Annotated in this window: 25 protein-coding genes and 2 riboswitches; of the genes, 20 read left to right on the forward strand and 5 right to left on the reverse strand. The window is 55.5% G+C overall.

What is annotated here, in order from left to right; all coding sequences use genetic code 11:
• The first annotated feature begins 5 nt into the window (after positions 1-5).
• Positions 6-992 carry an SAM-dependent methyltransferase gene (locus ABIE64_RS14135; protein WP_007089082.1) on the forward strand — a complete coding sequence of 329 codons (987 nt, stop codon included), beginning with the start codon at positions 6-8 and terminating at the stop codon, positions 990-992.
• An 11-nt stretch (positions 993-1,003) separates the two neighbouring features.
• On the opposite strand, the gene ABIE64_RS14140 is transcribed toward ABIE64_RS14135, so the two are convergent.
• On the reverse strand, positions 1,004-1,423 hold the full coding sequence (locus ABIE64_RS14140) for a GFA family protein (RefSeq protein WP_354377752.1): 420 nt from the start codon (positions 1,421-1,423) through the stop codon (positions 1,004-1,006).
• 260 nt (positions 1,424-1,683) lie between these two features.
• On the opposite strand from ABIE64_RS14140, the gene nadB reads away from it, so the two are divergent.
• The 3 genes from nadB to ABIE64_RS14155 all read left to right on the forward strand — a co-directional run bounded on the left by nadB (position 1,684) and on the right by ABIE64_RS14155 (position 4,988).
• Positions 1,684-3,330, forward strand: coding sequence for an L-aspartate oxidase (gene nadB / locus ABIE64_RS14145; RefSeq protein ID WP_354377753.1), 1,647 nt, complete (start codon positions 1,684-1,686; stop codon positions 3,328-3,330).
• A 52-nt stretch (positions 3,331-3,382) separates the two neighbouring features.
• Positions 3,383-3,823, forward strand: coding sequence for an MOSC domain-containing protein (locus ABIE64_RS14150; protein ID WP_007089085.1), 441 nt, complete (start codon positions 3,383-3,385; stop codon positions 3,821-3,823).
• An 85-nt stretch (positions 3,824-3,908) separates the two neighbouring features.
• A complete protein-coding gene (locus ABIE64_RS14155; protein WP_354377754.1) occupies positions 3,909-4,988 on the forward strand; it encodes a sensor domain-containing diguanylate cyclase in 1,080 nt (359 codons plus the stop codon).
• On the opposite strand, the gene ABIE64_RS14160 is transcribed toward ABIE64_RS14155, so the two are convergent.
• A complete protein-coding gene (locus ABIE64_RS14160; RefSeq protein WP_354377755.1) occupies positions 4,978-5,592 on the reverse strand; it encodes a DUF4269 domain-containing protein in 615 nt (204 codons plus the stop codon). The two genes, ABIE64_RS14155 and ABIE64_RS14160, sit on opposite strands and share 11 nt — an antisense overlap.
• 127 nt (positions 5,593-5,719) lie before the next feature.
• Here ABIE64_RS14160 and ABIE64_RS14165 point away from each other — a divergent pair, with 127 nt between their 5' ends.
• Positions 5,720-6,676: an AEC family transporter gene (locus ABIE64_RS14165; protein WP_071240859.1), complete on the forward strand. Its 957-nt coding sequence runs from the start codon at positions 5,720-5,722 to the stop codon at positions 6,674-6,676.
• Here ABIE64_RS14165 and ABIE64_RS14170 read toward each other — a convergent pair.
• Positions 6,666-8,522, reverse strand: a complete 1,857-nt coding sequence (locus ABIE64_RS14170; RefSeq protein WP_354377846.1) for an ABCB family ABC transporter ATP-binding protein/permease — start codon at positions 8,520-8,522, stop codon at positions 6,666-6,668. The two genes, ABIE64_RS14165 and ABIE64_RS14170, sit on opposite strands and share 11 nt — an antisense overlap.
• Positions 8,523-8,828: 306 nt before the next feature.
• Between ABIE64_RS14170 and ABIE64_RS14175 the strand changes: the two genes are divergently transcribed.
• From ABIE64_RS14175 to ABIE64_RS14195, 5 genes are all read left to right on the forward strand, one after another.
• A complete protein-coding gene (locus ABIE64_RS14175; RefSeq protein WP_037990525.1) occupies positions 8,829-10,115 on the forward strand; it encodes a glutamate-5-semialdehyde dehydrogenase in 1,287 nt (428 codons plus the stop codon).
• Positions 10,112-10,720 carry a nicotinate-nucleotide adenylyltransferase gene (locus ABIE64_RS14180; protein ID WP_007089092.1) on the forward strand — a complete coding sequence of 203 codons (609 nt, stop codon included), beginning with the start codon at positions 10,112-10,114 and terminating at the stop codon, positions 10,718-10,720. Before ABIE64_RS14175 ends, ABIE64_RS14180 begins: the two co-directional genes overlap by 4 nt.
• A gap of 54 nt (positions 10,721-10,774) precedes the next feature.
• Positions 10,775-11,164 (forward strand): ribosome silencing factor, encoded by a 390-nt coding sequence (gene rsfS, locus ABIE64_RS14185; protein ID WP_007089093.1) that lies wholly within the window; start codon positions 10,775-10,777, stop codon positions 11,162-11,164.
• Between the two features lie 81 nt (positions 11,165-11,245).
• On the forward strand, positions 11,246-11,704 hold the full coding sequence (rlmH, locus tag ABIE64_RS14190) for a 23S rRNA (pseudouridine(1915)-N(3))-methyltransferase RlmH (RefSeq protein WP_354377757.1): 459 nt from the start codon (positions 11,246-11,248) through the stop codon (positions 11,702-11,704).
• 102 nt (positions 11,705-11,806) lie between these two features.
• Positions 11,807-12,463, forward strand: a complete 657-nt coding sequence (locus tag ABIE64_RS14195; protein ID WP_354377758.1) for a hypothetical protein — start codon at positions 11,807-11,809, stop codon at positions 12,461-12,463.
• A gap of 6 nt (positions 12,464-12,469) precedes the next feature.
• On the opposite strand, the gene ABIE64_RS14200 is transcribed toward ABIE64_RS14195, so the two are convergent.
• Both ABIE64_RS14200 and ABIE64_RS14205 read right to left on the reverse strand, forming a co-directional pair.
• Positions 12,470-13,003 carry a dihydrofolate reductase family protein gene (locus ABIE64_RS14200; protein ID WP_354377759.1) on the reverse strand — a complete coding sequence of 178 codons (534 nt, stop codon included), beginning with the start codon at positions 13,001-13,003 and terminating at the stop codon, positions 12,470-12,472.
• A gap of 152 nt (positions 13,004-13,155) precedes the next feature.
• Positions 13,156-14,571, reverse strand: a complete 1,416-nt coding sequence (locus tag ABIE64_RS14205; protein ID WP_354377760.1) for an L-serine ammonia-lyase — start codon at positions 14,569-14,571, stop codon at positions 13,156-13,158.
• A 70-nt stretch (positions 14,572-14,641) separates the two neighbouring features.
• Positions 14,642-14,769: riboswitch (glycine riboswitch) on the reverse strand.
• Between the two features lie 3 nt (positions 14,770-14,772).
• Positions 14,773-14,872, reverse strand: a riboswitch (glycine riboswitch).
• Between the two features lie 274 nt (positions 14,873-15,146).
• Here ABIE64_RS14205 and gpmI point away from each other — a divergent pair.
• The 10 genes from gpmI (at position 15,147) to ABIE64_RS14255 (ending at position 25,485) form a co-directional block, all read left to right on the forward strand.
• Positions 15,147-16,739 (forward strand): 2,3-bisphosphoglycerate-independent phosphoglycerate mutase, encoded by a 1,593-nt coding sequence (gene gpmI / locus ABIE64_RS14210; RefSeq protein ID WP_354377761.1) that lies wholly within the window; start codon positions 15,147-15,149, stop codon positions 16,737-16,739.
• A complete protein-coding gene (locus ABIE64_RS14215) occupies positions 16,717-18,066 on the forward strand; it encodes a murein hydrolase activator EnvC family protein (RefSeq protein ID WP_354377762.1) in 1,350 nt (449 codons plus the stop codon). Before gpmI ends, ABIE64_RS14215 begins: the two co-directional genes overlap by 23 nt.
• Positions 18,063-19,367 carry a S41 family peptidase gene (locus ABIE64_RS14220; protein WP_037990521.1) on the forward strand — a complete coding sequence of 435 codons (1,305 nt, stop codon included), beginning with the start codon at positions 18,063-18,065 and terminating at the stop codon, positions 19,365-19,367. The genes ABIE64_RS14215 and ABIE64_RS14220 overlap by 4 nt, the downstream gene beginning before the upstream one ends.
• A 101-nt stretch (positions 19,368-19,468) precedes the next feature.
• Positions 19,469-20,932 (forward strand): divergent polysaccharide deacetylase family protein, encoded by a 1,464-nt coding sequence (locus tag ABIE64_RS14225; protein WP_354377763.1) that lies wholly within the window; start codon positions 19,469-19,471, stop codon positions 20,930-20,932.
• A gap of 38 nt (positions 20,933-20,970) precedes the next feature.
• Complete coding sequence (locus tag ABIE64_RS14230) at positions 20,971-21,567, forward strand: RNA pyrophosphohydrolase (RefSeq protein ID WP_083379426.1); 597 nt, start codon at positions 20,971-20,973, stop codon at positions 21,565-21,567.
• Positions 21,568-21,653: 86 nt separating this feature from the next.
• Positions 21,654-21,845: a hypothetical protein gene (locus ABIE64_RS14235; protein WP_007089103.1), complete on the forward strand. Its 192-nt coding sequence runs from the start codon at positions 21,654-21,656 to the stop codon at positions 21,843-21,845.
• 75 nt (positions 21,846-21,920) lie between these two features.
• A complete protein-coding gene (locus ABIE64_RS14240) occupies positions 21,921-22,727 on the forward strand; it encodes a methyltransferase domain-containing protein (protein ID WP_341363137.1) in 807 nt (268 codons plus the stop codon).
• 48 nt (positions 22,728-22,775) lie between these two features.
• On the forward strand, positions 22,776-23,612 hold the full coding sequence (locus tag ABIE64_RS14245) for an alpha/beta fold hydrolase (RefSeq protein ID WP_063095359.1): 837 nt from the start codon (positions 22,776-22,778) through the stop codon (positions 23,610-23,612).
• Between the two features lie 82 nt (positions 23,613-23,694).
• Positions 23,695-24,393, forward strand: coding sequence for a hypothetical protein (locus ABIE64_RS14250; protein WP_354377764.1), 699 nt, complete (start codon positions 23,695-23,697; stop codon positions 24,391-24,393).
• Positions 24,394-24,510: 117 nt separating this feature from the next.
• Positions 24,511-25,485: a phytoene/squalene synthase family protein gene (locus ABIE64_RS14255; protein ID WP_354377765.1), complete on the forward strand. Its 975-nt coding sequence runs from the start codon at positions 24,511-24,513 to the stop codon at positions 25,483-25,485.
• Positions 25,486-26,452: the final 967 nt, after the last annotated feature.

The following is a 26,452-nucleotide window of genomic DNA, read 5'->3' on the forward strand; positions in this document are numbered from 1 at the left end:
GGCCCATGAAAAACGATCAGACATACACCACCCGGACTTTTGACATCCCCGATGGCATTGATGCGGTCATCGAGCCGATGGATGCGACCGGCTATCTGGCCCCTGTCGGCTTTGAAGATCAGCTGCGCGCCGAACTTGGTGACGTGATCGAAAGCCATGACCGGCTGATGTTCGCACCCGGCCCGGAACGCCGTGTCTTCTGGGCGCAGAATGTCTGGCGCAATCCGGTCCGAATGGCGATCCCGTCGATCAAGGGTGCGGCCAAAATCCTGAAATTCAATCAACGTAACTGGGCCATGTTCAAGTTTGATCATTTTTCGCGCGCGAAACTGATCGAAGCCAACTTGCCGCATGTATCGGCCAAACGGCAGGTCTTTGGCGAGCCGGCCCCGACCGCCCCGCTGGGATCGTGGACATTGATCGATCCCGATACGATCATCGCATCGATGGATTGTTCCAGCCCGTGGAAAAATGGCGAGGTCGAGTTTGAAGAAGACAAGACCACCCCGCCCAACCGCGCCTATCTGAAACTTTGGGAAGCCTTCACCCGCCTTGGTGTTGGGCCCGAAGTTGGCGACCGCACGATGGATCTGGGCGGCAGCCCCGGCGGATGGACATGGGTTTTGCATGAATTCGGCACCGATGTGATCAGCATCGACAAGGCCCGTCTTGATCCGAAAATCGCCACCCTGCCGCGTGTTGATTTCCGGCAGGAAAGCGCGTTCGGCCTGAACCCCGATGAAATCGGTTACATCGACTGGCTGTGTTCGGACGTGATCTGCTATCCGGACCGGCTGTTCCAACTGGTCAATCAGTGGATGGATGCAGGTATGGCAACCAATTTCATCTGCACCATCAAGCTGCAGGGCGACACAGATTACGCCGCCATTACCCAGTTTGCCGATATTCCCGGGTCAAAGGTCGTGCATCTATACAACAACAAGCACGAACTGACCTGGATGAAGGTCCCCGGTGTTACAGATCAGGACTGATTGCAAGTCAATCAGTCCTGATCATCCCCGTCATAGGCGGGGATAGCCGCATCAATCGGGTAATAATCGCCCTTGTCATTGCAAAACATCTGGGCGGATGTCGATATGCCTGATGCGCCGTCAAGCGTGCCAGGGGTGATTGCGACTTCCTGCGACCGGACGGGACGCCAGAACAGCGATGATCCGCATTCCTTGCAAAAGCCCCGGTCGCTTTGATCAGAAAGGCGATACCAGCGCAATCCTTCGTCACGGGTTAGATGCAGTGCATCCTTTTCCACCCGGGCATAGGAACTGACATGACCGTGCAGTTTGCGGCACAGGCCACAATGGCACATTTTGGCGTCATGCAGTTTGCCGCGCACTTCATAACGAACTTCGCCGCAATGGCAACCGCCGGTCATCGTGCTTAGCGCTGGTGTCGATGTGCTCATCAAACCTTCCTCTTCTGATCGGGCAGGCGGAACGCAGCCTGGTTACAGATGCTGTCTTGTTAAACAGTATCTGGACCAATTCGGGCATCATGCAAGCATGGCTTGTGGCAATATCGATGTTATTGCGGGCAATATTGCGACGATAATGTTTGAGCTTCGCCCAAAGCAGTCCTATTCTGCCGCTTCTGTTCGGGCCCCGGATGATGACGCCACCGCGCCAGATGCCATCCGTCGCCTTGCTTCACAAGCGATGGGATATCATGACCGATCTGTCCTTCCATTATGATGTGCTTGTCATCGGCAGTGGCGCTGCCGGTTTGTCCACCGCACTCAAGCTTGCTCCGCATGTCAAGGTTGCCGTCCTGTCGAAGGGCAAGATCGATGACGGTTCGACCAACTGGGCACAGGGCGGAATTGCCGCCGTGCTTGATGCCGCAGACAGCATCGAAAGCCACGTCGAAGACACGCTGATTGCCGGTGCCGGATTGTGCAAACGCGACACTGTTGAATTTGTCGCACGCAATGCGCCCAATGCCATCAAATGGCTTGATGAACTTGGCATTCAACTGACCCGTGACCCGGAAGGCGGCAATGACCAGCCGTTTCACCTGACGCGCGAAGGCGGACACAGCCATCGCCGCATCGTTCATGCCGCCGATGCCACCGGGCGGGCGGTGCAGACCACCTTGCAGGGTGAGGCTGCCAAACATCCGAACATCAGGATTTTCGAAAATTACCTTGCGATTGATCTGGTGACCGACCGTAAGCTTGGCGGTGAAGGCCGCCGGTGCATCGGGGCCTATGCGCTTGATCTGACAACGGGCAAGGTCCGGTCGTTCAATGCGCGTACCGTGGTGCTTGCCACCGGGGGGGCCAGCAAGGTGTACCGGTTTACGTCCAACCCGGACGGATCGACGGGCGATGGCATTGCCATGGCATGGCGTGCGGGTTGCCGGGTGATGAATATGGAATTCAGCCAGTTTCACCCGACCTGCCTGTATCATCCGCAGGCCAAATCATTCCTGATTACCGAGGCCGTGCGCGGCGAAGGCGGCAAATTGCTGCTGGCCGATGGCACGCGTTTCATGGACCGGTTTGACGAACGCGGCGAACTGGCCCCGCGCGATATTGTTGCGCGCGCGATTGACCATGAAATGAAACGGCTGGGTGCGGATTGCGTGTACCTTGATATCACGCACAAGGGCGAGGATTTCATCCGGGAGCATTTCCCGACCATCCATGAAACCTGCCTGTCGTACGGCATCGACATGACCAAACAGCCGATCCCGGTTGTTCCGGCAGCACATTATACATGCGGCGGGGTTTTGACCGATCTTCGCGGGCGCACCGATCTGACCGGGCTTTATGCGATTGGTGAATGCGCGGGCACGGGCCTTCACGGGGCGAACCGGCTGGCGTCGAACTCGCTTCTGGAATGCCTGGTATTTGGCGAGGCCGCAGCACGCGACATTGTCGAAGCACTCCCGGTTGATGACCGGTTCAAGGACCTGCCGGACTGGGACGAAACCGGGATCACCGATTCCGACGAGGAAGTCATTGTCGCCCATAACTGGGAACAGTTGCGCAACGTGATGTGGGACTTTGTCGGCATCGTGCGCACGACCAAACGTCTGCAACGCGCGCAGCATCGCATTGATCTGTTGCTGTCGGAGATTGACGAATATTACGGCAATTTCCGTGTGACCAATGACCTGCTTGAATTGCGTAACCTTTCGGTGGTTGCCAAGCTGATCATCCAGTCGGCCCTTTGGCGCCATGAAAGCCGCGGCCTGCATTACACCACCGATTATCCGGAACGTGATGACAGCGCGACGCCTCGCCAGACCATTCTTGTGCCGGAAAACTTTGCCGGTCGCTGGGTTGTATCGGGCCAATGGAAGACCTGATCGGCGAAGACGTCATTCCCCCACGTTAATCGGATCAAAGACGGAGATTGTCATGACCGCCACCCTGATTGGTATCGCGCGTAAGGCACGTTCACGTGCGCCGATGGAAACGCTTGATGGTGTTTCTGTCAGTCTTGATTTTGGGGTTGATGGCGATTATCGCGGCAAGCTACGCAAACGCCAGATCACGGTCATGACTGAGGAAGACTGGTTGGCGGCCTGCGGCGAAATTGACCGTATGGATTTGCCCTGGACCACGCGGCGCGCCAATCTGCTGGTACGAGGTGTGAAATTGCCGCAAACGCCCGGTACGCGCATCCGGATAGGTGAACTGGTCCTTGAAATCACCGGCGAAACCGATCCGTGCAACCGGATGGAAGCCGCAGCACCGGGCCTTGAAAAGGCCCTGACACCGGACTGGCGGGGCGGGGTTACATGCCGTGCGATTGAACCCGGTGCGATCCGGGTGGGCGATACGGTTATTGTTGACTGATTATCCTGGTTACTCGGGACTGGCCCATCTGGAAATCCCCTGTCGGCTTCCCACTTAAAAGGCAGCAGCATGGTCGGGGATCAGGATGGAACTTGCACCAATACCGCATAACGAAGCCGAACGTCAGGGCATCATCACGCGCATGCGTATCGCAACTTTTGATGCCGAACCCGAACTTGACCGAATCACGTCACTTGCCAAACGGATCTTTGACGTCAAATCGGCCACGATGACGGTAATCGATCATGACCGACAGATTTTCAAATCCCGGGCCAATTTCGAAAAGCTGGAAAGCCGCCGCGATATTTCGTTCTGCGGGCATGCGATCACCCAGACCGAGCCGATGGTGATCAAGGATGCCCGGATCGATCCCCGTTTTTCCGACAATCCGTTGGTGATCTGCGATACGCCAGTGATTTTTTACGCCGGGATGCCAGTGCATCATCACGAAGGACAACCGGTCGGGACACTTTGCATTTTTGACGACAAACCGCGCGAAATGAGCCAGCGCGATATCTATAACCTCAAGGACCTTGCCTATCTGGTCGATATGGTTCTGTTGCTGCGGTTTGCACAATTCAGCCAGAAACGGTTGATGCAAAGCCTTGATGAAGCGGTTCGTCAAAGCATGATTGATCCGATGACAGGGCTTTGGAACCGGCGCGGGCTTGATGAAATACTTGATCGAGAACTCGCCCCAGAAGGCGTGCCATTGACCGAACCCTGCGGGATTTTGTTATGTGATATCGATCATTTCAAATGCGTCAATGACACGCACGGACATCTGATTGGCGATGAGGTCATCATCAGCATTGCCGGAATGCTCAAAAATCATTTGCGCGAAAATGACATCATTGCACGTGTCGGCGGCGAGGAATTTGTCTGTGTCATTCCCGGTATCACGCGCGAAACGACCCCGAAAATTGCTGAAAAACTTTGCAATATCCTGCGCAATACGCCGATCAACACCAGCGAGGGCAAAACCCTTGGCGTGACTATTTCCATCGGGGCCACATGGATTGCGGCAGGTTGCAGCAACGACAACCGCAAGGCCATCTTCGAAATTGCCGATGCCGCGCTATATCGCGCGAAACAAAGCGGGCGCGATACGGTCCGCTATCACGCGCTGGACAGCCATGGCATCATTGATGACCTTAAAGGATGAACCGCCCCACCCTGCTTTTTAATGCAAGCGGCCCCAGATCATACATTTCGTTCAGCACGAGATAGGGATCGGCGCCCAGCTCAAGAAGGATGGCGAAGGCAGGTTCTGTTTTGAAACCGGCCCGTTTCATTTTCCGGATTTCTTCGGAAAGCTGCGACCCCAGAAGATGTATCAACCGTGCCTCGACCAGCATATGGCGGAAGCCGAACTGGCATTGCGATGGCGTGCCGGTGGCAAAAATTTCGACCGGCAAATCATCCAAAACAAACCGCACGACAATGGCCTGCGCGACATGTTGCGTTGCCGGGCGGCGATGCAACCCAAAATCATCATGATGACCAAAGACAGCCTGTACATGGGCTTTGAAACCATCAAAATCCGGGCAATGGCAAAGAATGTCGATATCCGATCCATCAATATCAAGATTGATCGGAAAAGTTCCGGCGACAATCGGATCAAACCCGGCAAGCCCATCCCAGACACCATGTCCTGAAATCAGACCGGCCGCCTTTTGACCACGCACGGAAACGGATCGCAACAAATCAAGACCGCGAAAGGCATTGGGCATCAGGCTTTCGGGCCAATCCATTCCGGTCTGGTTCATTGATAAATCCATTCCATTTCTTGACCCGCCCGGCATTGCACGGGATATGTAATAAAATCAAATATTTTTGGCACAACCGCGGTCTGTCGATCAGATCATCCGCGCCGGTTTCGGAATATGCCCCAATATGCTTGATATTCTGGCGATCACCAGCCCCATCTTCCTGATTATCGCACTGGGTTATGTAGCGGTCAGGCAAAATATCATCGCGCAGGATGTGGCGCGCGGCATGGGGGCGTTCGTGATGAATTTTGCCCTACCGGCCCTTCTGGTCAAAACGCTTTCAGGGCGGCCGATTGCCGACATCATTCACGGCGAATTTCTGATTGCCTATGGCGGCGGCTCGTTAATCATTCTGACAATCGGGATTGCCTATACGCGCTTTATCGCCCGGAAATCCTTTGCCAATGCGACCCTGCAGGGTTTGGGCATGTCATTCTCCAACAGCGGATTTATCGGCTATCCGATCGCGCTTCAGGTGCTGGGGCCACCGGCAGCGATAGCATTAACACTGTGCGTGATGATCGAAACGCTGGTGATGATGCCGCTGGTTCTTGTGCTGGGCGACAGTGCGAACAATAACGGACAGGGACGGCTTCAGGTTCTTGGCAAGGCATTAAAAAACCTGTGCAAAACACCTATCATCATCGCGATTTTTGCAGGCCTTTGTCTTTCGCTGACCGGGATTGAACTGCCCGCCCCGGCCCTGAAAGCCATCGACATGCTGGCAATGTCATCGGGACCGGTGGCGCTGTTTGTGATCGGAGCGGGTCTTGTCGGGCTTAAAATCCGGGGTATGCGCGTTGATATGGCGCGGATCGTTACTGGCAAACTGATCCTGCATCCGCTGATCGTATTTTCCCTTGTCTGGCTGATGCCGCCGATGGAGCCGGTCCTGCAAATTGCCGCGGTCAGTTTTGCCTGTTCGCCGATGCTGAGCATCTATGCGGTCTTTGGACAACGTTATGGCCATGAAGGACTCTGTGCCGCATCGCTTATGATCGCAACGTCACTATCCTTCATCACCATATCAACCGCCCTTTGGCTGCTTGACACCACGCAGGTTTTCGGACCTATGCCTTGACATCCCCGGCATGGGCAAGGATTTCTTCGGCCTCGCGAATTTCCTGCTGCTGGGCCCACATTTCGGCATAAAGCCCGTCCTGTGCCAGAAGGTCCTGATGGCGGCCGCGTTCGGCGACCTGCCCGTCGCGCAGCACGATGATTTCATCGGCATCAATCACGGTCGAAAGCCGGTGCGCGATCACAAGCGTCGTATGCCCGCGTGACACATCGCGAAGCGCCTGCTGGATATCCTTTTCGGTACGGGTATCAAGGGCCGATGTCGCCTCGTCAAAGATCATGACTTTCGGGCGTTTCAGCAACATGCGCGCAATCGATACACGCTGTTTTTCCCCACCGGAAAGTTTAAGCCCGCGTTCGCCGACCATGGTTTTAAAGCCCTGTGGCAGGGCGGCGATGAAGCCATCGATGCTGGCGAGTTTGGCGGCATTGGTGATTTCCGCCTCTTCCGCTCCGGGGCGACCATAAGCGATGTTATAGGCAATCGTATCGTTAAACAGGACTGTATCCTGCGGCACGATACCGATCGAACGACGCAGGGATGTCTGCGACACATCGCGGATATCCTGCCCGTCAATCGTGATCCGACCGCTTGAGACGTCATAGAAACGGAACATCAGGCGGGTCAGGGTCGATTTGCCCGCCCCGCTTGGCCCGACAACAGCAACGGTTTTGCCCGCCGGAACTTCGAAACTGACACCCTTCAGAATCTGACGATCCGGGTTATAGGCGAATTTGACATCATCGAACCGGATTGCCGCATCCGCACAAACCAACGCAGGTGCCCCGGCCTTGTCTTCGACTTCTTTTTCGACGTCGAGTAACGAAAACATGCGTTCCATGTCGGTCAGCGACTGCTTGATCTGCCGATAGACAAAACCAAGGAAGTTCAGCGGCATGTAAAGCTGCAACAAATAGGTATTCACCAGCACAAAGTCGCCAATGGTCATGTTGCCATCCTGAACACCCTTGGCCGCCAGAAGCATGTTCAGAACCAGACCAACCGCAATGATGGCACCCTGCCCGATATTGAGCTTGGACAGGGATTCCTGCGACTTCACCGCCGCCGTTTCGTAACCGCGCAAGGCATTGTCGTAACGCCGGGATTCGTGATCCTCGTTATTGAAATACTTGACCGTTTCATAATTGATCAGACTGTCGATGGCCTTGGTGTTGGCTTCGTCATCGCGCTGGTTCATTTCGCGGCGGAACTTCATGCGCCATTCGGTCACGATCAGGGTGAACGCGATATAGATCACGATGGTGACAAACGTGATCAGCGCGAACCAGAAATCATAAAGCACCCACAGAATGCCCGACACCATGAAGATTTCAAGCAGGGTCGGCAGAATGTTGAACAGCATGAAGGACAGAAGGAATTCAATCCCCTTGACCCCGCGTTCAATGGCGCGAGAAAGCCCGCCCATCTGACGATCCAGATGGAACCGAAGCGACAGGGCATGTAAATGTTCAAAAACGCCAAGGGCGGATGTCCGGATGGCACGTTGCGCGACCTTGGCAAAGACGGCATCGCGCAATTCCCCGAAGGCCGAGGATAAAACCCGCACCAGCCCATAGGCGACAATCATCCCCACCGGCACAACAATCAGGGATGTCGCATCGGCACCACCGGACGAAGCACCGGCCTTGCCACCGCCGTCAAGCGCATCGACGGCGTATTTATACAAAACCGGGACATAAACGTTGGCGACCTTCGCCCCGACCAGAAACAGCAGGGCGATAACCACACGGACCTTGAGCTCGAACTCGCCACGCGGCCAAAGATACGGCAGAAAAGTTTTAACAACACCAAATTCAGCGCGGGCTGATGGCTGGTTATCACCCATATTTTTCAAGTTTTTATCCCCTGGTGGGTACCATGTGACGTGTCCGACACAGCCCCGGCTTTCCGATTGACGTCCCGCTTTCCCAAAACAACAGATGGCCCGTAATCAACGATTTGGCAAGCAAGTCGGACAAGAAAGCATGTCTTGCCGTCTACGGAATAGTTCGCAAAACATTGATTTATCGTTCCTAGATGATTGCAGTTACGCGGTCAGAGGGATATTTTGTCAAATTGTCGATAAAATTGCGATAAGCCCGCCCCGGGAATTCCGGCCTGCGGGACATCTTCAAGGAACGGAACCAGGACCATGACGGCACTTGCCAGCATCGAAACCCAGGACATCGCAGCACTGATGCACGACATGGGCATCAATGCCCGTGAAGCTTCGCTGAAACTGGCACAGGTCCCGTCCGAACCAAAAACCGCTGCCCTTAAGGCCGCCGCCCGGAAACTCCGCGAAAATGCCGATATCATTCTGGCCGCCAATGCACGCGACATGGAAGCAGGCCGTGCAAAGGGCCTGACGCCAGCATTGCTTGATCGTCTTGCGCTTGACCCTGCACGCATCGAAAGCATGGCGTCCGGGGTCGAAGCAGTTGCCGACCTTCCCGATCCGGTTGGTCGCGAACTTGCCCGCTGGAGCCCCGAACGCAACGGGCTCGATATCGCGCGCGTGTCTGTGCCGCTTGGCGTGATCGGCATCATTTATGAAAGCCGCCCGAATGTGACGGCCGATGCCGGTGCCATGTGCATCAAATCGGGCAATGCCGCCATCCTGCGCGGTGGTTCGGAAAGCTTCCATTCATCCCGCGCGATTTTTGACTGCATGCTTGCCGGTATTCTCGATGCCGGTTTGCCCGAACATGCGCTTCAGATGATCCCGGTGACGGATCGCGCCGCCGTTGGCGAGATGCTGAAACTGTCCGATTACATCGACGTCATCGTCCCGCGCGGCGGCAAGTCGCTGATATCGCGCATTACCGATGAAAGCCGGATTCCCCTGTTCAAGCATCTGGAAGGGCTTTGCCATACCTATGTCCATGCCAGTGCGGATGTGACCAAAGTCGTCGATATCGTGGTGAATGCCAAGATGCGCCGGACCGGCATTTGCGGTGCGACCGAAACCATCCTGATTGATCAGGTGGTTGCCGATGATCTGTTGCCGAAAATTGCCGCTGCCCTTGCCGACAAGGGATGTGAAATGCGTGGCGATGCCAGCGCGCAAAAGGCAGACACCCGCATCCTGCCTGCCACGGACGATGATTGGATCACCGAATATCTTGATGCCATTGTGTCGATCAAGGTCATCAATGGCGTCGAAGAAGCGGTCAACCATATCAACACATATGGATCGCATCACACCGACGCCATTTTGGCCGAGGATACCGATGCGACCGCGACGTTCCTCAATGGTGTTGATTCCGGCATCGTGATCGTCAATGCATCGACACAGTTTGCTGATGGCGGCGAATTTGGCATGGGGGCCGAGATTGGCATTTCGACGGGCAAGCTGCATGCACGCGGCCCGGTCGGAGTCGAACAGCTGACCAGCTATAAATACATCGTGCGCGGCACCGGCCAGACCCGCCCATGAGTTTTTCGACGCCCAGAAGTCATAGTGCCCCGCCCCGCGTCGGATTGCTGGGCGGGTCGTTTAACCCGGCGCATGAAGGGCATCTGCATATATCGCTGGAAGCCTTGAAAACCCTGCAACTTGATGCAGTCTGGTGGCTGGTGTCGCCGCAAAACCCGCTCAAGCCCGCCCAGGGTATGGCCGACCTTGCCGACCGGTTCGATTCGGCGCTGATGATGGCAAAGCATCCCCGCATTGTTGTTTCTGCAATTGAATCAGAACTGGGAACCCGTTATACGGCCGACACTCTCGCAGCCTTGCAGCGTCGTTTTACCCGAACGCGGTTCGTATGGCTGATGGGGGCGGACAATCTGGCCCAGTTTCATAAATGGAAATGGTGGGACAGGTTGATTTTGCGCGCTCCCATTGCGGTTCTTGACCGCGAGGGGTATTCTAACAAGGCATTGTCCGGGACGGCAGCCAAGCGTATGGAACGCTGGCGCATCCCATCGGACAGGGCGGGTTTGCTGGCCGATCTCGATGTTCCGGCCTGGGTTTACCTGCCAATAAAGCGCCATCCGGCTTCTTCGACCGCAATCCGCGCCGAAGGCAGATGGCAGGTTTGACCGGCGGGAGTTCCCCGGATCCGAAACGGATCGGGCTCTCTTGCGTAAATTGAGGTGGCGACCATAGGTACCGCAAAAAAGACTCTGACCCCGGGCGAGCTTCTTGCCCTTATCCAGAGCACGCTAGAAGATGACAAGGCCGAAGACCTTGTCACCATTAATCTGATCGATAAAACCTCCCTTGCCGATCATATGATCATTGCAACCGGGTCATCCTCCAGACGGGTGGCGTCGATGGCAGAGCATATTGTCGAAAAGCTGAAAGAAGCAGGTCAGGGCCGTGCCCAGGCCGAAGGCAAGGAACAGGGCGACTGGGTTCTGGTTGATGCCGGCGATGTCATCGTCCATCTGTTCCGCCCGGAAGTTCGCGCTTTCTACAACATAGAACAGATGTGGGGCGTTGAAAATCCGGCGCTTAAACAGCAGGCGGCGCGACTGTATTAATACAGTCCGCCCCGGTTTGCCCTGACCACCGCGGGGATTGGCCATCGGTGGTCCCCATGCGGGCGGAGCCAGATCGGAAAGATGCAAATTACCCTTGCTGCGGTGGGCCGAATGAAAAACGGCCCCGAGAAAGATCTTTTTGACCATTACGCAACCCGCCTGCGCTGGCCCTTTGCCGTGCGAGAAGTCGAAGAGAAGAAAAAGCTGCCCCCCAATCAGCTTAAAGACCGCGAGGCGGAGCTTTTACTGGGCGTCATCCCCGAAAATGCCTTTTTGATCGCACTTGACGAGCATGGCCGCGAATATGGCTCCATCGATTTTGCTGCAAAGCTTGAAGGCTGGATCGATCAATATGCCGGAAATATCGCCTTTGCCATTGGCGGGGCCGACGGCCATGGGGACGCTATCAAAACACGCGCCAATACGCTTTGGTCACTTGGCAAGGCGACTTGGCCCCATATGCTGGTGCGCGCCCTGATTGCCGAGCAGCTTTTCCGCGCCCATGCCATCCAGACCAACCATCCATATCACCGGGAATAATCCCCAAAGTCACCAAAAGCATTGGTTCCCCCACTCTTGGATAAGTTGTTTCAAATTTTGTCCATGGGTATTTCTCTATCTGTTTGAGTAGGGGAATTAACGATGCAAAACAGATACTTAAAGATTGCCGCCGTTATCGGTTTGGCAATGCTGACCGGCGCGTGCGCAGCTTCGCGTAGCGTTGTCGAAATTCAGGAACCGGCCAAAATTGAGAACCCGGCGACTGGGCCGGCCGTTAAAATCGTTTCGGTCGAAGACAAACGCCAATTCGAGATTGATCCATCAACACCGGATATCCCGTCGCTGTCGAATGACGAGATTGATGATGTCACCTTTACATCGCGTGCCTATGCCCGCAAACGCAACACCTATGGAATGGCACTGGGGGATGTTTTGCTGCCCGAAGGCAAAACTGTTGCCGATGCCGTCAACAAGGCAATCTCCAACGGCTTCAAACAGGCCGGATACCGTGTTCTTGAACCGGGGGACGCCGAATATGACAGCGCCGACGCCGTCGATGCCGACCTGATTAAGTTCTGGTCATGGTTCGAACCCGGTTTCTGGCAGGTCACGGTGCATAATAAGTCCGAAGTGACGTTGAAGGGCAACGAACTGAACAAGGGCGAACCGGTTACAGTCACCGACAGCTATCAGGAAAAGATGCAGATGGTCCTCGACAGCGACTGGCAAAGCAGTGCTGTTAATGCCCTACGCGAACTTTCATCAAAGATTGCCGAAAAACTGGAAACGCTTAAGTAACCGGCTTTAACGCAAATCATACTGCATGCGCACGACACCGGACTTGTAGTGCTCCGATGCCACCAGTTTCGGTGTCGTGCCCACAGCATCCCGGCCAAACAGCCGGATGCCATCTCCCAGAATTTCGGGGATGATGAACATTTCAAGCTGATCGACAAGGCCGCCAAACAGGAATTGGGTCACAACACTGGCCCCACCGACGATCCAGATATCGCCGGTATCGGACCTGTCATCGCGAAGCTGGCTTGCCAGTTCCACAAGACTACCGCCATAGGCCTCTGTATTGGCCGGGCGGTTATCGGGCAAATCGCGCGATGTCAGGACAATCGTGCGGCGATCTTCATAGGGCCAGTCACCAAATTCCATCACCTGATCAAAGGTTTTTCGCCCGATGATCAGTGTTCCCACGGTGCCCAGAAAGCCCTCGAAATCGAACTCGGCCGGATCGAATTGATCAAGCCAGTCAACAGCACCATTGGCGCGCGCGATATAGCCATCCAGACTGACCGCGATATAGATGCGGAACAGTTTCTTTTTCATGCTTTGCCCAACCTGTTCGAGGTCTTTGCCCCGTTTTTGATTTCTCAATGATATCAGATTGCAGGCGCAAGGTGGCAAGAATCGGGCCGGATGAAAAACACCCCCGAAACGGCGGCTTCGAGGGTGTTTGGTCGGTATTTCAAACTGTCAGCTCAACATTCGACCACGTTGACATTGACCGCCAGCCCGCCCTGGCTGGTTTCCTTGTATTTGCTTTGCATATCAATGCCGGTCTGGCGCATGGTTTCGATTACCTTATCGAGTGACACGGTATGCTGACCATCACCGCGCATTGCCAGACGGGCAGCATTGATCGCCTTGACCGCCCCCATGGTGTTGCGTTCGATGCAGGGTACCTGTACCAGACCGCCAATCGGATCACAGGTCAGGCCAAGGTTGTGTTCCATGCCAATTTCGGCGGCGTTTTCAACCTGTTCGGGGGTACCGCCCATGACGGCACAAAGCGCGCCTGCCGCCATTGAGCAGGCCACACCGACCTCCCCCTGGCAACCGACTTCGGCGGCAGAAATCGACGCACGCTTTTTATAGATCGAACCAATGGCCGCCGCCGTTAACAGGAATTCGCGTATTTTCCCCTGTGTCACATTGGCCCCGAACCGTTCGTAATAGCGCAGCACGGCGGGAATAACACCCGCCGCCCCGTTGGTCGGGGCGGTCACGACGCGCGAACCGGCAGCATTTTCTTCGTTAACCGCAAGGGCATAAAGATTGACCCAGTCGATCACGGTCAACGGGTCCTTAAGCCCCGCTTCTGGCCGTTCCGTCAGTTCAAGGTAAAGTTTGCGCGCACGCCGTTTGACATTCAGCCCGCCGGGCAGGATGCCATCGGTTTTGCAGCCACGCTCAATACAATCCATCATCGCGCGATGCACGCGGTCGACAAATTCCTCGGTCTCGGCAGGTTCACGCCAGCTTTTTTCGTTTTCGGCCATGACTTCGGCAATCGACAGCTTTTCCTTTTTACAGATCGCCATCAGTTCATCGGCCGAGGAAAAAGGATAAGGCAGTGTGATATTATCGCCGGAATATTCCGCCCCGCGATCATCGCCCGAGACGATAAACCCACCCCCAACCGAAAAATATTCCTGTTTGTGCAAAACAACACCGTCACGGTCAAAGGCGGTGATCCGCATGCCGTTGGGGTGTTCGGGCAGGCTTTCGGTCATATGGAAAACAAGGTTGGTATCCCGGTTGAAGGCAACCGGATACGCGCCGTAAAGCTGTAATGCGTGATCTTTATCAATCGCATCCATTGTCGGTGCGATCCGGTCGGGATCAACCGAACGCGGTCGTTCCCCCGAAAGCCCCATGATCACCGCGGTATCGGTGGCATGGCCCTTGCCGGTCAGGGCAAGCGATCCGTAAAGATCGACAATTACCGAGCCGATTTTTTCCAAAAGATTCCGGGCTTCGAGTTCCAGACAGAACCGATAGCCCGCGCGCATCGGGCCGACCGTATGCGAACTCGATGGGCCGATGCCGATGGTATAAAGATCGACAACGGAAAGATTAACGTCTTGCGGACGCTGCTTATTTTCTTCGGTCAAATGGGCCTCCCACGGCTCTTTGTCATGCGGATCAATGCCACATGACGTTATAGAACCGGTGTCTTGCCCCCTCTGTCCCTTGACCTGAGATTGTGCGCCCTGTTGCCAAAAACAAAGAAGTCTTTGACGCCATGGCTTCATCCTTCGGTGGAAATATGGTGCCGGGCATTGGCCCCGTACCGCTTTCTCTCTCCAGAGCCTCAATCCGCAACGGTCCATCTGCCTGAGAGTTTTCGGGGCTATTGCTCCTTCGGCGCCGATCTGATCGCGGGATCAAAGCGGGCTCTCCCATCGCGGTTATTCGAGGTATCACCGTAACGCCCGAGATTACAGGCAGGTGATGATCCTTGTCAAAAAGCGACTTTGCAAGCGCACAAAAAATACCCGGTCGGAAGGCTGTTCAATACCGGCATTCATGATAGATTGCGCGTTGAAAATGCTATGATTGGCAGCGTCTGATGGCGGACCCACCGCGCCCGGCGTCTTTGTACGGATGGCAAAATTGCCGGATAATAACCATCTTTACCGGTAATTCAGCCTTTTACCTTATTTCGTGTACTTTAGTTCGTGGGATTATGATTGTGACTGTATCAAATACCGTAAAGCGCCCGCGTCCGGTGGTGCTGTGCATTCTGGATGGCTGGGGTTATCGCGAGGAAAGCAAGGACAATGCGGTTGCATTGGCCAATACCCCTGTTTGGGACGCGCTTTATGCCAACAATCCGACCGGCTTTCTGAAAGCCTGCGGTCTTGATGTCGGCCTGCCCGAAGGACAGATGGGCAATTCCGAAGTCGGCCATATGAATCTTGGTGCCGGCCGGGTTGTGATGCAGGAACTGCCAAAAATTGACGAGGCTGTCAAAACCGGTTCGATCGCCGATACCGATACCGTCAAAAAGGTTATCGCCAAGCTGAAAGAAAGCGGGGGCGTCTGTCATATCGCCGGGCTTCTGTCCGAAGGCGGGGTGCATTCCCATCAGGCCCATATGGCGGCCCTTGCCAAAATCATCGCATCGGCCGGTGTGCCGGTAAAAATCCATGCCTACCTGGATGGCCGCGATACCGCCCCCAAAAGTGCCGCCAAATTCCTTGAAAAATTTCGCGCACTAATTGGTGATGCCAATGTTGAAATCGTGACCGTCACCGGGCGCTATTACGCGATGGACCGCGACAATCGCTGGGAACGCGTCAGTCAGGCCTATTTCACGATGGTAAAGGGCAAGAATTACGCCGATGGCCGCACCGCTGAAAGTGCCGAAGCCGCAATCAGGGCAGCCTATGATGCCGACACCACGGATGAATTCGTTCTGCCGACCGTGATTGGCGATTATGCCGGCATGAAAGACGGCGACGGGCTTTTGATGACCAATTTCCGGGCCGACCGCGCGCGTGAAATTCTGGCCGCGATCTGCGCACCGGACTTTGACGGGTTTGACCGTGGCACCCCGATCAGATTTGCCGTGCAGGCCGGTATGGTTGAATATTCATCCGACCATGCAAAATATATGGATGCGATCTATCCGCCGCAGGTGTTGCCAAATATCTTTGGTGAAGTCGTTTCCAGGGCTGGCATGAAGCAGTTGCGCATCGCGGAAACCGAAAAATATCCGCATGTGTCCTTCTTCTTTAACGGCGGCGAAGAACAGGTTTTCGAGGGCGAAGACCGTATTCTGGTGCCATCGCCCAAGGTCGCGACCTATGATTTGCAGCCGGAAATGTCGGCCCCGGAAGTGACCGAAAAGCTGGTGGCGGCGATCAGGGCTGAAACCTATGACGCGATCATTCTGAACTTTGCCAACCCCGACATGGTCGGCCATAGCGGCATTTTGTCCGCCGCGATGAAGGCCGCCGAAGCGGTCGATACCTGCCTTGGGCAGGTTGTTGATGCGGTTAAATCGGTGGGCGGCGTGATGTTCGTTACCGCTGATCACGGGAACTGTGAGATGATGGTGGATCCGGAAACCGGCGAGCCGCACACCGCGCATACGCTTAATCTGGTGCCGACCATTCTGGTGAATGGACCCGAAGGCGCGACACTGGAAAATGGTCGCCTGGCCGACGTGGCACCGACTTTGTTGCAGCTTCTCGGGCTACCGCAACCGGCGGAAATGTCCGGCAAACCGTTGATCAAGGGTTTGAAAGGGAATGATGCGCTTCTTGCGAACTGATCTGCGTTCCAAGACCGCCCTGCCTGCGCTGGCTGTGATTGCAGCCATGATCGCGGGCGGGGCAGCGCCGTCTTTTGCCCAGTCGCTACGCAAGGTCGACAGTCAGCTTGATAAACTTGAAAGCCAGCTGTCAGAGCAGCAAAAGCAGGAAGAATTCCTGGCGCGTAAATCGCGCGAACTCTGGACCGAGGAACAGGCGCTTCAATCCGAAGCCATTTCGGTCGCCAGACGCGCCCAGCGCCTTGAAACAACCCTGACCGATCTTGAAGATCAGCTTGCCGAACTTGAAGTGCGCGAAAAGCGGGCCGCCACCAGCCTTGAAGACAAAGCCGGGCAATATGCCCGCATCCTGATGGCCTTGCAGCGTTTGTCGACCACCCCGCCCGAAGCTGTGATCGCCCTTCCGACCAGCCCGCAGGATACATTGCGGTCAGCCATCCTGTTAAAGGCCGCCCTGCCCGGTGTTGAACAGCATGCGCGCGATTTGCGCGCCGAGCTTGAAGAAATTGGCACCCTTCGCGAAGACATCCGCACGCGCCGCAGCGAAATGGCAACCGCCACCAAAGAATTACAGGCAGAGCGCCAGTCACTGGCCGCCCTGCTTAACGAAAAGCGCAAACTGCGTTCGGAAACCGAGGCCGAGGCCAAAATGGCATCGCGCGCCGTCAATGAACTGGCGACCGAGGCAAAATCATTGGGCGATCTTCTGGAAAGCCTGAAAAAGCGGGCGGAAGGCGTTCCCGAACCCCGCATGAAACCGGAACGCCAGATCGCCAAGCGCACGGAACCCAAACCGCCCCCGGCCCCATCGACAATTGCCAGAAACGAGCCGCCCGCCACCCCTGCGGAAAAAACAGCCCCTGCCAGCAAGGCACCATCGGCAAATGATGAAGAGCTTTCTGTCGGCAGTTCGATCACGCTGGCACACGGACAATTGCGTATGCCCGCAAGCGGAAAGGTCGTTACATTGTTTGGTGAACGGTCCCGCGGACCGGACGGACTGGCGGTTACACATTCCAAAGGGATCGAGATCGACACACGCCCAAACGCGCAGGTCGTATCGCCCTTTGACGGCAAAGTTGTATTCGCCGGGCCCTTCCGTGGCTATGGCCGCCTCTTGATTATCGAACACGGCGAAGGATACCATAGCCTTATCGCTGGTTTTGATCGGCTCGACAGTGTGGTAGGACAATATTTGTTGGCGGGTGAACCTGTTGGAATAATGGGTGAATTATCGCCTAAACTCTATCTGGAGATGCGCCATGACGGTGAAGCGATCAATCCGCTTCCCTGGCTGGCCTCGAAAAACGGCAAGGTAAGTGGATGAAAACCTCTCGATTGGCAGTATTCGCACTCGCTACCGGCATGACTTTGGGCCTTGCTTCGCCCGCGCTGGCGCAATCTTCACCAACAACATCAGCCGAAACCTATCGGCTGCTGAACCTGTTTGGCGATGTGTTTGAACAGGTGAAATCGAAATATGTCGAAGAAGTCGATGACAAGCAGCTGATCGAAGCGGCCATCAACGGCATGCTGACATCGCTTGATCCGCATTCCTCCTATCTGAATATGGATAATTTCGAGGAAATGCAGGTCGATACCCGCGGCGAGTTCGGCGGGCTTGGTATTGAAGTCACGATGGAAGAAGGCTTTGTCAAAGTCATTTCCCCGATTTATGACACGCCCGCCGAAAAGGCCGGTTTGCAACCCGGTGACTTCATCACCCATATCGACGGCAAACCGATCCGTGGTCTTGGCCTGAACGAAGCGGTTGAAATGATGCGCGGCAAGGTCAATACGGACATTATCCTGACCATCATGCGCAAGGGTGAAACCGCACCGTTTGATGTCACCCTGACCCGGGCCGTGATCAAGATCCAGTCGGTTAGATCCGAAGCAAAGGATGATGTCGGATATATCCGCATCACCAAATTCAACGAGCAGACCTTTAGCGGCCTGCAACGTGCGATCACCGAGTTGCGCGACCAGATCGGCCCGGAAATCAAGGGCCTTGTGATTGACATGCGCAACAATCCTGGTGGTTTGCTCGATCAGGCGATTTCGGTTTCGGACGCCTTCCTTGATAAGGGAGAAATCGTATCAACCCGCCCGCGCGATACCGAAAATACCGAACGTTACAATGCCCGTCCGGGCGATCTTGCCGACGGACTTCCCATGATCGTTCTGATTAATGACGGTTCGGCATCCGCATCCGAAATCGTTGCCGGTGCCCTTCAGGATCACCGCCGCGCGGTCATCATGGGAACACGCAGTTTCGGCAAGGGATCGGTTCAGACAATCCTTCCGATGCCCGGCAATGTGGCACTGCGTCTGACCACGGCTCGCTATTACACGCCGTCGGGCAAATCGATCCAGGAAGTCGGCATCGTGCCTGACATCATTGTCCCGCAGGCCCGTGTCGAAAGCATCGAAGCCGCCCAGCGCCGATCCGAAGCCGATCTGAATGGTGCATTGCGCAACGAGGATGAAACCATCAGCAACGCCGAAAGCGATGCCAATGATCGCCGCAATGCTGCCGAGGAAATAGCGCTGGAAGATTATCAGCTGTCCCGTGCACTTGATATGATCCGGGGCATCGCCCTGTTCGCACCCCGCCCGCAAGGGTGAGGTGCGATCCGCAGACCGAAAGAGACTGACCTTTCGTGATCAGGAAACTCATAAAATCCTTACGGTTTGGCCGAAAGAAGGAACGGGGTCCTCTTGATGACATGGGCAATCCTGAAACAGATGATGTTTCAGACGCTCTGTCGGACGAGGATCTTCCCTTTAACGAGCTGCCGATCGAGGTTCAATGGGAACGTCTGCCCAAGCATCCGCCATCACGGCGCTGGTGGCTGTCAAAACTCCTGATCATTGCGCTGTTTTTAAGCCCGATTGCCGCGGCGGGTGTCGGACTTATCCCGATCCTTGATCCTGAAACCGGCTGGCGGCTGTTTCATCTTGGATCACCCAAAACCATCGTCGCCGTTCCCGGGACCGAGCGCGAGCTTCAGGAAGAAATCGCCAAAGGTGTGCGCGACGTCGAAGAACGCACGCGCGCCGAGCAGGAAGCACTGGCCAAAGCCGCTAGTGATCCCAACAATCCGCAAAGTGCCGAAGACATCGCCAGACAGCTTGAAGGCGTTTCAGATCTGGTTGGCACCCCCGGTCAGGAGGGCGCAGTGGATGGCACGACAACACCAACCCCGGAAGAACTCGCCGCCCTTGCCGAAGAAGGCGCACTTGATCAGCCGATAGAACCCGATCCCCTGCGCCCGGCTCCGCTTCCTGGTCTGGATGAAGAAGGCAGTTTCGGTCGTATTCCGCGGATTGCCGATGATGGCACGACGCCGTTTGATGCCTATAAACGGCCCTTCGAACGGGTTGAAGGCCAGCCCTATGTCGCGATCATCGTGACCGGTATAGGCCTGAATAGCACCAGAACGAAGGCGGCAATCGAAGATTTGCCGCTGAACATTTCGCTGGCGCTGTCGCCCTATGCCAACAATCTGCAACAGGTCGCCGCCGATGCGCGCGCCATGGGCCACGAGATATTCTTGCAGTTGCCGATGGAGCCGATCGACTTCCCGCTATCTGATCCCGGTCCGCGCGCGCTTTTGACCAGCCTGCCGGAAGGGGAAAACCTTGTGCGACTTGAATGGTTGCTCGCACGGTTCCCGGGCTACGCGGGTGTCGTCAGTTATCTTGGGTCGAAGTTCGGAAGCCTCGATAGCGCCATCCGTCCGGTGATCGAATTCGTCGACCGGACCGGTCTTATGTATGTTGAAGGTACCAATTCCGGGTCCGTGAGCCTTGGCGCGCAATTGGCATCGAATGCCGATAGTCCGAATGCCGTTGGCAACATCATGATCGACGAAATTCCAAGTCGCCGACAAATCGACGCCCGGCTTAACGATCTGATCGAACTGGCAAAAAGCAACGGCGTTGCCGTCGGAATTGCGCAATCCTATCCGGTGACCATACAGCGCCTTCGGAACTGGTCGGCACGACTTGCCCGCCAGGGCGTTCAGCTTGCACCGGTTTCGGCGCTTGCAAAATTGCAGGTCACACCGCAGTCTGCGGACGAGGCGGAAGCCGCCCGGCGTGACGCCGCATTGGCCGAAGAACGCGCCCAAAAGGATGCCGCCCCGTCCGATACTGGTGACGGCGAAAGTGAAACAATCGAAAATTGATGACACCGCCACCGTATGCGGTTTGTCAGGGGGTATTGATGGCGAAGAAATCGGGCGGCAAATCAAAGAAGGCAGCCAAAGCCGACGATGATCAGAAGGCCGGGGATCAGAAGATAAAAACCGGCAGCACGGACAAATCAACGCTGACCGCAGAAGACCTGCCTTATCGCCCCTGTGTCGGGATCGCGCTTTTCAACGATGAGGGACAGGTCTGGATCGGCAACCGGATCGGGTTTGAAGGCGCATGGCAATTGCCACAGGGCGGGATAGATGATGGCGAAACCGCCGAACAGGCAGCGCTTCGCGAATTGTCCGAAGAAATCGGCACCGACAAGGCGGAAATCGTTGCCGAAACGCCCGACTGGCTGACCTATGATTTACCCGATCACCTGATTGGCAAGGCATTTGGCGGCAAGTATCGCGGCCAGAAACAGAAATGGTTTGCCATGCACTTTACGGGCAAGGAAAAACATATCAAAATTGATGTTCCCCATCCTGAATTTGATGCATGGCGCTGGACCGATTTCGGAACTTTGCCCGATCTGATTGTACCGTTCAAAAGACCGGTTTATTTGCAACTTGTCGAAATCTTTCGTGATGTACCTCAAAGAATTCGAAATTTGGGGACGGCATAAGACGCCACGTTATTTCTTGATCAATACGCTCAAATCGATAGATTGCAGAAAATCAAGATACATCAGAAGTTTAGAGGAGTTCTAAGATGGGTGCGGATCGCTTGATCTTCGGTGTTCTGACGATTGTGGTGGGGATTTTCGGCCTGTTCTATGCTTCGGGATCACATGATGGATATTCCTATTTTGTGGGCCTGGCATTGTTCTTTGGTGCGGTGCTGTTCATGTTCGCACTGATCAAGGGACATTATGACCAGCTGGAAAAAGACGGGCATAAATAAGGTCTGCCGCCGAGATATCGGTAGATATCGCCTTTAAGGTTTTCTTTCGGGACCGGGCACGTTATGGATCAGGGTATGAGCAATACACACTGGGATCCTGTTCGTTACGGTCTGTTTGGCGATGAACGTCGTCGCCCGGCAAAAGACCTGATTGCCCGTCTGCCCAAACCGGCGGATGGCTTTTTGCCACGTCACATTGTCGATCTTGGCTGCGGGCCGGGATCCATCACCGCGTTGCTTGATCAGGCGTATCGCACACCGGAAAATCCCGATGTCCAGATTGTCGGGATCGATTCTTCGGCAGAAATGTTGGAAACAGCCGCCAAGCGCGACGAGAATATCGAATGGCAACAGGCCGATATCGCGCAATGGGAAGCGGATAACCCCGTTGATATCCTGTTTTCCAATGCCGCCCTGCAATGGATTCCCGAACACGCCAAACTGTTCCCCCGCCTGACACGGTTTTTGCGTCCCGGCGGACTGTTGGCCATTCAGGTGCCGAACAATTTCCTTGCACCCAGTCATCAGTTGATTGGCGAAGCCGGAATTGAATGGCGCGATGCGGTTGCCGGGGCGACCCAGCAAATCCGGATCATGCGACCGGGCGACTATTTTGATGTCCTGTCCATCGATTGCGACGCCATTGACCTGTGGCAGACCCAGTATTGCCATGTCCTGCATGGGGAAGACCCCGTTTTCGACTGGACATCATCGACCGCCTTGCGCCCGGTTCTTGCCGCCCTGCCCGATGATGATGCGCGCGCCGCATTTTGTGAAAAATACAAAACCCGCTTGAAACAGGTCTATCCGCCGCGTGATGATGGCGTCACACTGTTTCCATTCAACCGGTTATTCATGATCGCCCGCAAACGCGACGCATAAATTCGACGCTAAAGTCTCTATTGGCGGGCATTACAAACGGAGCACCCCATGCCCGCCTTCCGTGACCATTTTATTCCCTGTTGCGGCTATGAAGTTCATGTCAGGACGTGGGGCGATCCCCAAAAACCAGCCCTTGTCATGAGCCACGGTCTGGCGCGACTGGCCGATGATTTTGATCATGTCGCGCCGCATTTCACTGATACGTATTTTGTCCTGTGCCCGTCCATGATCGGACGCGGGCTTTCGGGATGGGCCAAGAATCCCGACCGGGAATATACCCTGCCCTTCTATGTCGCACAGACCTTCGAAATGCTTGAACATTTCAGGATTTCAAGCTGCAAGTGGATCGGAACGTCAATGGGCGGGTTGATCGGGCTTGCCATGACCGCCGAAGCCGCCGGATGGATCGAAAAGCTGGTTTTAAATGACATCGGACCGGAACTTGACACTGCGGCAGTCGCACGGATCAAATCCTATGTTGGGGCCACCCCGGAATTTGAAACGATCCATGATGTCGAAGAAATCGTCAAACTGATCTATGCGCCGTTTGGCATCACCGACGAAGCTACATGGTCATTTATTTCCGCGCGCTCGGTGCGACGTCTGCCGAACGGAAATTTCATGATGCATTATGATCCCGAAGTCATGCGCGTCTTTGCCGAACATATTGATTCTTTTGATGCATGGGATCAATTCAACGCTATTTCTTGCCCGGTGATGCTGATCAGCGGTGCGAAATCTGATCTGATTCCCCCCGCCATTGTCGAAAAAATGCGGGAACAAAAACCGGAAATGCCGATTTTAACTGTAGCAAATTGCGGACATGCACCCCATTTGAATGACGAGGAACAGATAAAAGCCATCAAGGCGTTCCTTGCCGACTGACAAACCGGGGCCGGAAACATCCAGAATTTGTTTGCACAAGGGGATGTGCACCAGTTGCGATCAGGTTGTCGGAACACGAGATATGCATGTATCAAGTCCAATTGCGTGGTCTGTTGCGATTCTTGCCGTTGCCGCGACAACGGGCGGTTTTTCGCACGCAGCCCGTGCCCAGTCGATCCAGCCCGCCACGCCAGATGAAACCGGTGTGACAATTGGCATGCCCCAGACTGACAGTTCGCCAAATTCACTGGTCCCCGGAATACTGCCCCCCGCGCTGCCTGGCGGGATGAGCAATTATTTCGCCCCTCGTCGAAATCACGGCATTGTCCTGAACAATCCATCCACCGATGGGGAAAGTGACCCATCGCTTCTGTGGTTTGAAATCGACAGCCAGCCAACGACAAACAACGGCATTGCGGCCCAGTTCGGAATTGGCTACGCCCCACGCCCGGATCTGGGCTTTGCCTTTGGCCCGGTTTTCGAACTGAATGGCCCGATCGGGCAAAGCATTGGCACCGACCAACGCAATGATTTTGATGTCACCCCCACGCACCACCCCGGAGGCTTTTACCGCCAGAACTTTTCGGGCAATCCCGGCAATCCTTCGGGCACGGATGATGCGGGCATTGCCGCCAGCCTGTCCTATATGCCATTTCAGGATATCTGGATCGGGTTACATGGTCGATTGACCAGTGATCTTGCCCCTGATCCGAATACCGGTGCGCTTGATCGCTTTGACGCGATGCTGGGTCTGACAGCCGGATATCGCCTGGAATTCTAGGATCAGGCCACCTTAATTTGGCCGTGATCTTTTACGAAATGCTCAATTCCCCTTTTGCCTGCCCGAACGAGGCTGTATGACTCCTAGAAGGATCATCAGGAAAAGACGAAACGCCGCATGACAAGAATGCCAGCACCGATAGACGGGCCGAATGCCGATGCCTTTTCCGCCTGCAACGACCTTGCCGCGGCAAAAAATGCCAATCTTTACCGTGCGGCCATGCGCCTTGGCCCGGAACGGCAGCGTTTCTTTCTGGCGGCCTATGCATCGATGCGGGTGATCGACGATATTGTCGATGACGGGTTCCTTGAACTGACCGATCATGAACGCGACTATGCCCGCGAAGACACCCTGATTGCGATTGATCACTGGCAGCAGCAAATCCAGGCTGCCAAGATCGATGGCGATAACCCCCATCCCGAAAGCGGCCCGCTCAGCCAGCAGGTATTTGATGCCCTGCGTCTGACTTTGGGCCGAAGCGATCTGGAAGTTGATCCGTGGGTTGATCTGGCCGATGCATTGCGCCGCGATGTTGCCGAAGACCCGATGGATGAATGGGACGATTTCATCGCCTATTGCGAGGGGGCAACCGCCGCCCCGGCATCAATTTTTGTTTATCTGCTATCGGCACGATTCGATAACGAAATCGGATATACATCCCCCCTGACCAATCCACCGCTGTATCATGCGCGCGACATGGCGATTTTCTGTTACGTGGTGCATATCCTGCGCGACCTTCCAGACGATATCAAAGGCCCGGACAGGCTGGTGACGATACCAGCCGAAATCCTGATTGCCGCCGATATCACGCTTGGCGAAATCCGCAATGCCATCGGGCAGAAGAAATATGACGAACTGGACCGCCTGGGCACTATTCTGCTGGAACGCGCATGGGAACATTTTGAAACCGGGCAGGCCCGGTCGGCTGAACTTCTGGCGATCCTTGATGCGGAAGAAACAGACACCCTGTCACGCCTGTTTGCCGTCTATATCGAACTGGCCAGTGCGATGATGGATAACGGATATGCGGCGTTCCTGAAGGACCGCGACACAATCATCGCGCAAACCGCCAACAACAGCCTTCCCGGATAGCAAAGACCCCGCCGATTGGCGGGGCCCGGGCGATCACATCGCGTTTGGCAAAATCCATATTCCGCTGAACGAATCAACCGATGACCAAAGCCAGATCGAAGAAGACCAGATCCGTCGCGGCGTTCTGAAAGTCGATGCGGCGGAGTAAGATGGTCTTACCCAAGGTATTAAAAAATATACCTTTCTTGCCGTGCTGAGCTTTTTCCGGGAACTTTTTCCGGGTTTTTGGAAATAGTTCTTGATTTGTTCTTTGGCTTGTGGCATAAAGATAAAGTCAACAGGACAAATGGGTCCGGAGACAAAACCCGCAAAACGTGATTCGCTTTTGCGGGTTTTTTGCGTTTCGGGCGGCAAAAACAGGAATGAGACGATGACAGGGCAGCGATCTGACGGGATGAAATGGCGGGGACGGTATCGCCAAAGGGACGTTCATGGCGCTTGGAAAAGTCATTACGGGGGTGGTGCGATCAGGCCGTAAGGCCGTCGGATATTTGCGAAAAACTGTGGTTTATCATGACGGGAGAGTTGTGCCCTTGGGGCAAGGGCGTTTGAACGGGGCAGCGAGAGCCGGGGCCAATTTGGTTCGGTCCAATTCAGCCCGGTCGGTGAAGCGTGACAATGCCGAGAATCAGCGGGCCCGAATTGCGCCCGGATTGGATCGGCACGGGGTCGGCTGGCCCGGTTGCCGGGATTGGCTGGCGGGGATCGGCTGGCAGGATCGGTTGCCAGCGGGCCGATGGATCCGTTTGGAGATGCCGAAAGGTCGGTCATCATAGGCGGGACGTGTGCCTGCCATGCAGCAACGCTGTTGCCCTTGGGGTGAGGTGCGTTTCGGGCGTCAACCGAGAGCGACGAGTTTTTGTTCGGGACAGCAGGGTCCGGGCGTGGTCCGTCCGGTCGGTGGCGTTTGGCGATACCGGGGGCAGCGGGGGTGGTTGGCTTTGTCTGAGCTGGAGTGGCTTGGCGG

This window comes from Thalassospira sp. MBR-102, assembly GCF_040549275.1.
In the GTDB taxonomy this organism is placed as follows: domain Bacteria; phylum Pseudomonadota; class Alphaproteobacteria; order Rhodospirillales; family Thalassospiraceae; genus Thalassospira; species Thalassospira xiamenensis.

Coding starts and splice junctions, on each gene's coding strand:
- ABIE64_RS14135 (WP_007089082.1), top strand. CDS start 6: ATGAAAAACGATCAGACATACACCACCCGGACTTTTGACATCCCCGAT.
- ABIE64_RS14140 (WP_354377752.1), bottom strand. CDS start 1,423: ATGAGCACATCGACACCAGCGCTAAGCACGATGACCGGCGGTTGCCAT.
- nadB (WP_354377753.1), top strand. CDS start 1,684: ATGACCGATCTGTCCTTCCATTATGATGTGCTTGTCATCGGCAGTGGC.
- ABIE64_RS14150 (WP_007089085.1), top strand. CDS start 3,383: ATGACCGCCACCCTGATTGGTATCGCGCGTAAGGCACGTTCACGTGCG.
- ABIE64_RS14155 (WP_354377754.1), top strand. CDS start 3,909: ATGGAACTTGCACCAATACCGCATAACGAAGCCGAACGTCAGGGCATC.
- ABIE64_RS14160 (WP_354377755.1), bottom strand. CDS start 5,592: ATGAACCAGACCGGAATGGATTGGCCCGAAAGCCTGATGCCCAATGCC.
- ABIE64_RS14165 (WP_071240859.1), top strand. CDS start 5,720: ATGCTTGATATTCTGGCGATCACCAGCCCCATCTTCCTGATTATCGCA.
- ABIE64_RS14170 (WP_354377846.1), bottom strand. CDS start 8,522: ATGGGTGATAACCAGCCATCAGCCCGCGCTGAATTTGGTGTTGTTAAA.
- ABIE64_RS14175 (WP_037990525.1), top strand. CDS start 8,829: ATGACGGCACTTGCCAGCATCGAAACCCAGGACATCGCAGCACTGATG.
- ABIE64_RS14180 (WP_007089092.1), top strand. CDS start 10,112: ATGAGTTTTTCGACGCCCAGAAGTCATAGTGCCCCGCCCCGCGTCGGA.
- rlmH (WP_354377757.1), top strand. CDS start 11,246: ATGCAAATTACCCTTGCTGCGGTGGGCCGAATGAAAAACGGCCCCGAG.
- ABIE64_RS14195 (WP_354377758.1), top strand. CDS start 11,807: ATGCAAAACAGATACTTAAAGATTGCCGCCGTTATCGGTTTGGCAATG.
- ABIE64_RS14200 (WP_354377759.1), bottom strand. CDS start 13,003: ATGAAAAAGAAACTGTTCCGCATCTATATCGCGGTCAGTCTGGATGGC.
- gpmI (WP_354377761.1), top strand. CDS start 15,147: ATGATTGTGACTGTATCAAATACCGTAAAGCGCCCGCGTCCGGTGGTG.
- ABIE64_RS14215 (WP_354377762.1), top strand. CDS start 16,717: ATGATGCGCTTCTTGCGAACTGATCTGCGTTCCAAGACCGCCCTGCCT.
- ABIE64_RS14220 (WP_037990521.1), top strand. CDS start 18,063: ATGAAAACCTCTCGATTGGCAGTATTCGCACTCGCTACCGGCATGACT.
- ABIE64_RS14225 (WP_354377763.1), top strand. CDS start 19,469: ATGGGCAATCCTGAAACAGATGATGTTTCAGACGCTCTGTCGGACGAG.
- ABIE64_RS14230 (WP_083379426.1), top strand. CDS start 20,971: ATGGCGAAGAAATCGGGCGGCAAATCAAAGAAGGCAGCCAAAGCCGAC.
- ABIE64_RS14235 (WP_007089103.1), top strand. CDS start 21,654: ATGGGTGCGGATCGCTTGATCTTCGGTGTTCTGACGATTGTGGTGGGG.
- ABIE64_RS14240 (WP_341363137.1), top strand. CDS start 21,921: ATGAGCAATACACACTGGGATCCTGTTCGTTACGGTCTGTTTGGCGAT.
- ABIE64_RS14245 (WP_063095359.1), top strand. CDS start 22,776: ATGCCCGCCTTCCGTGACCATTTTATTCCCTGTTGCGGCTATGAAGTT.
- ABIE64_RS14250 (WP_354377764.1), top strand. CDS start 23,695: ATGCATGTATCAAGTCCAATTGCGTGGTCTGTTGCGATTCTTGCCGTT.
- ABIE64_RS14255 (WP_354377765.1), top strand. CDS start 24,511: ATGACAAGAATGCCAGCACCGATAGACGGGCCGAATGCCGATGCCTTT.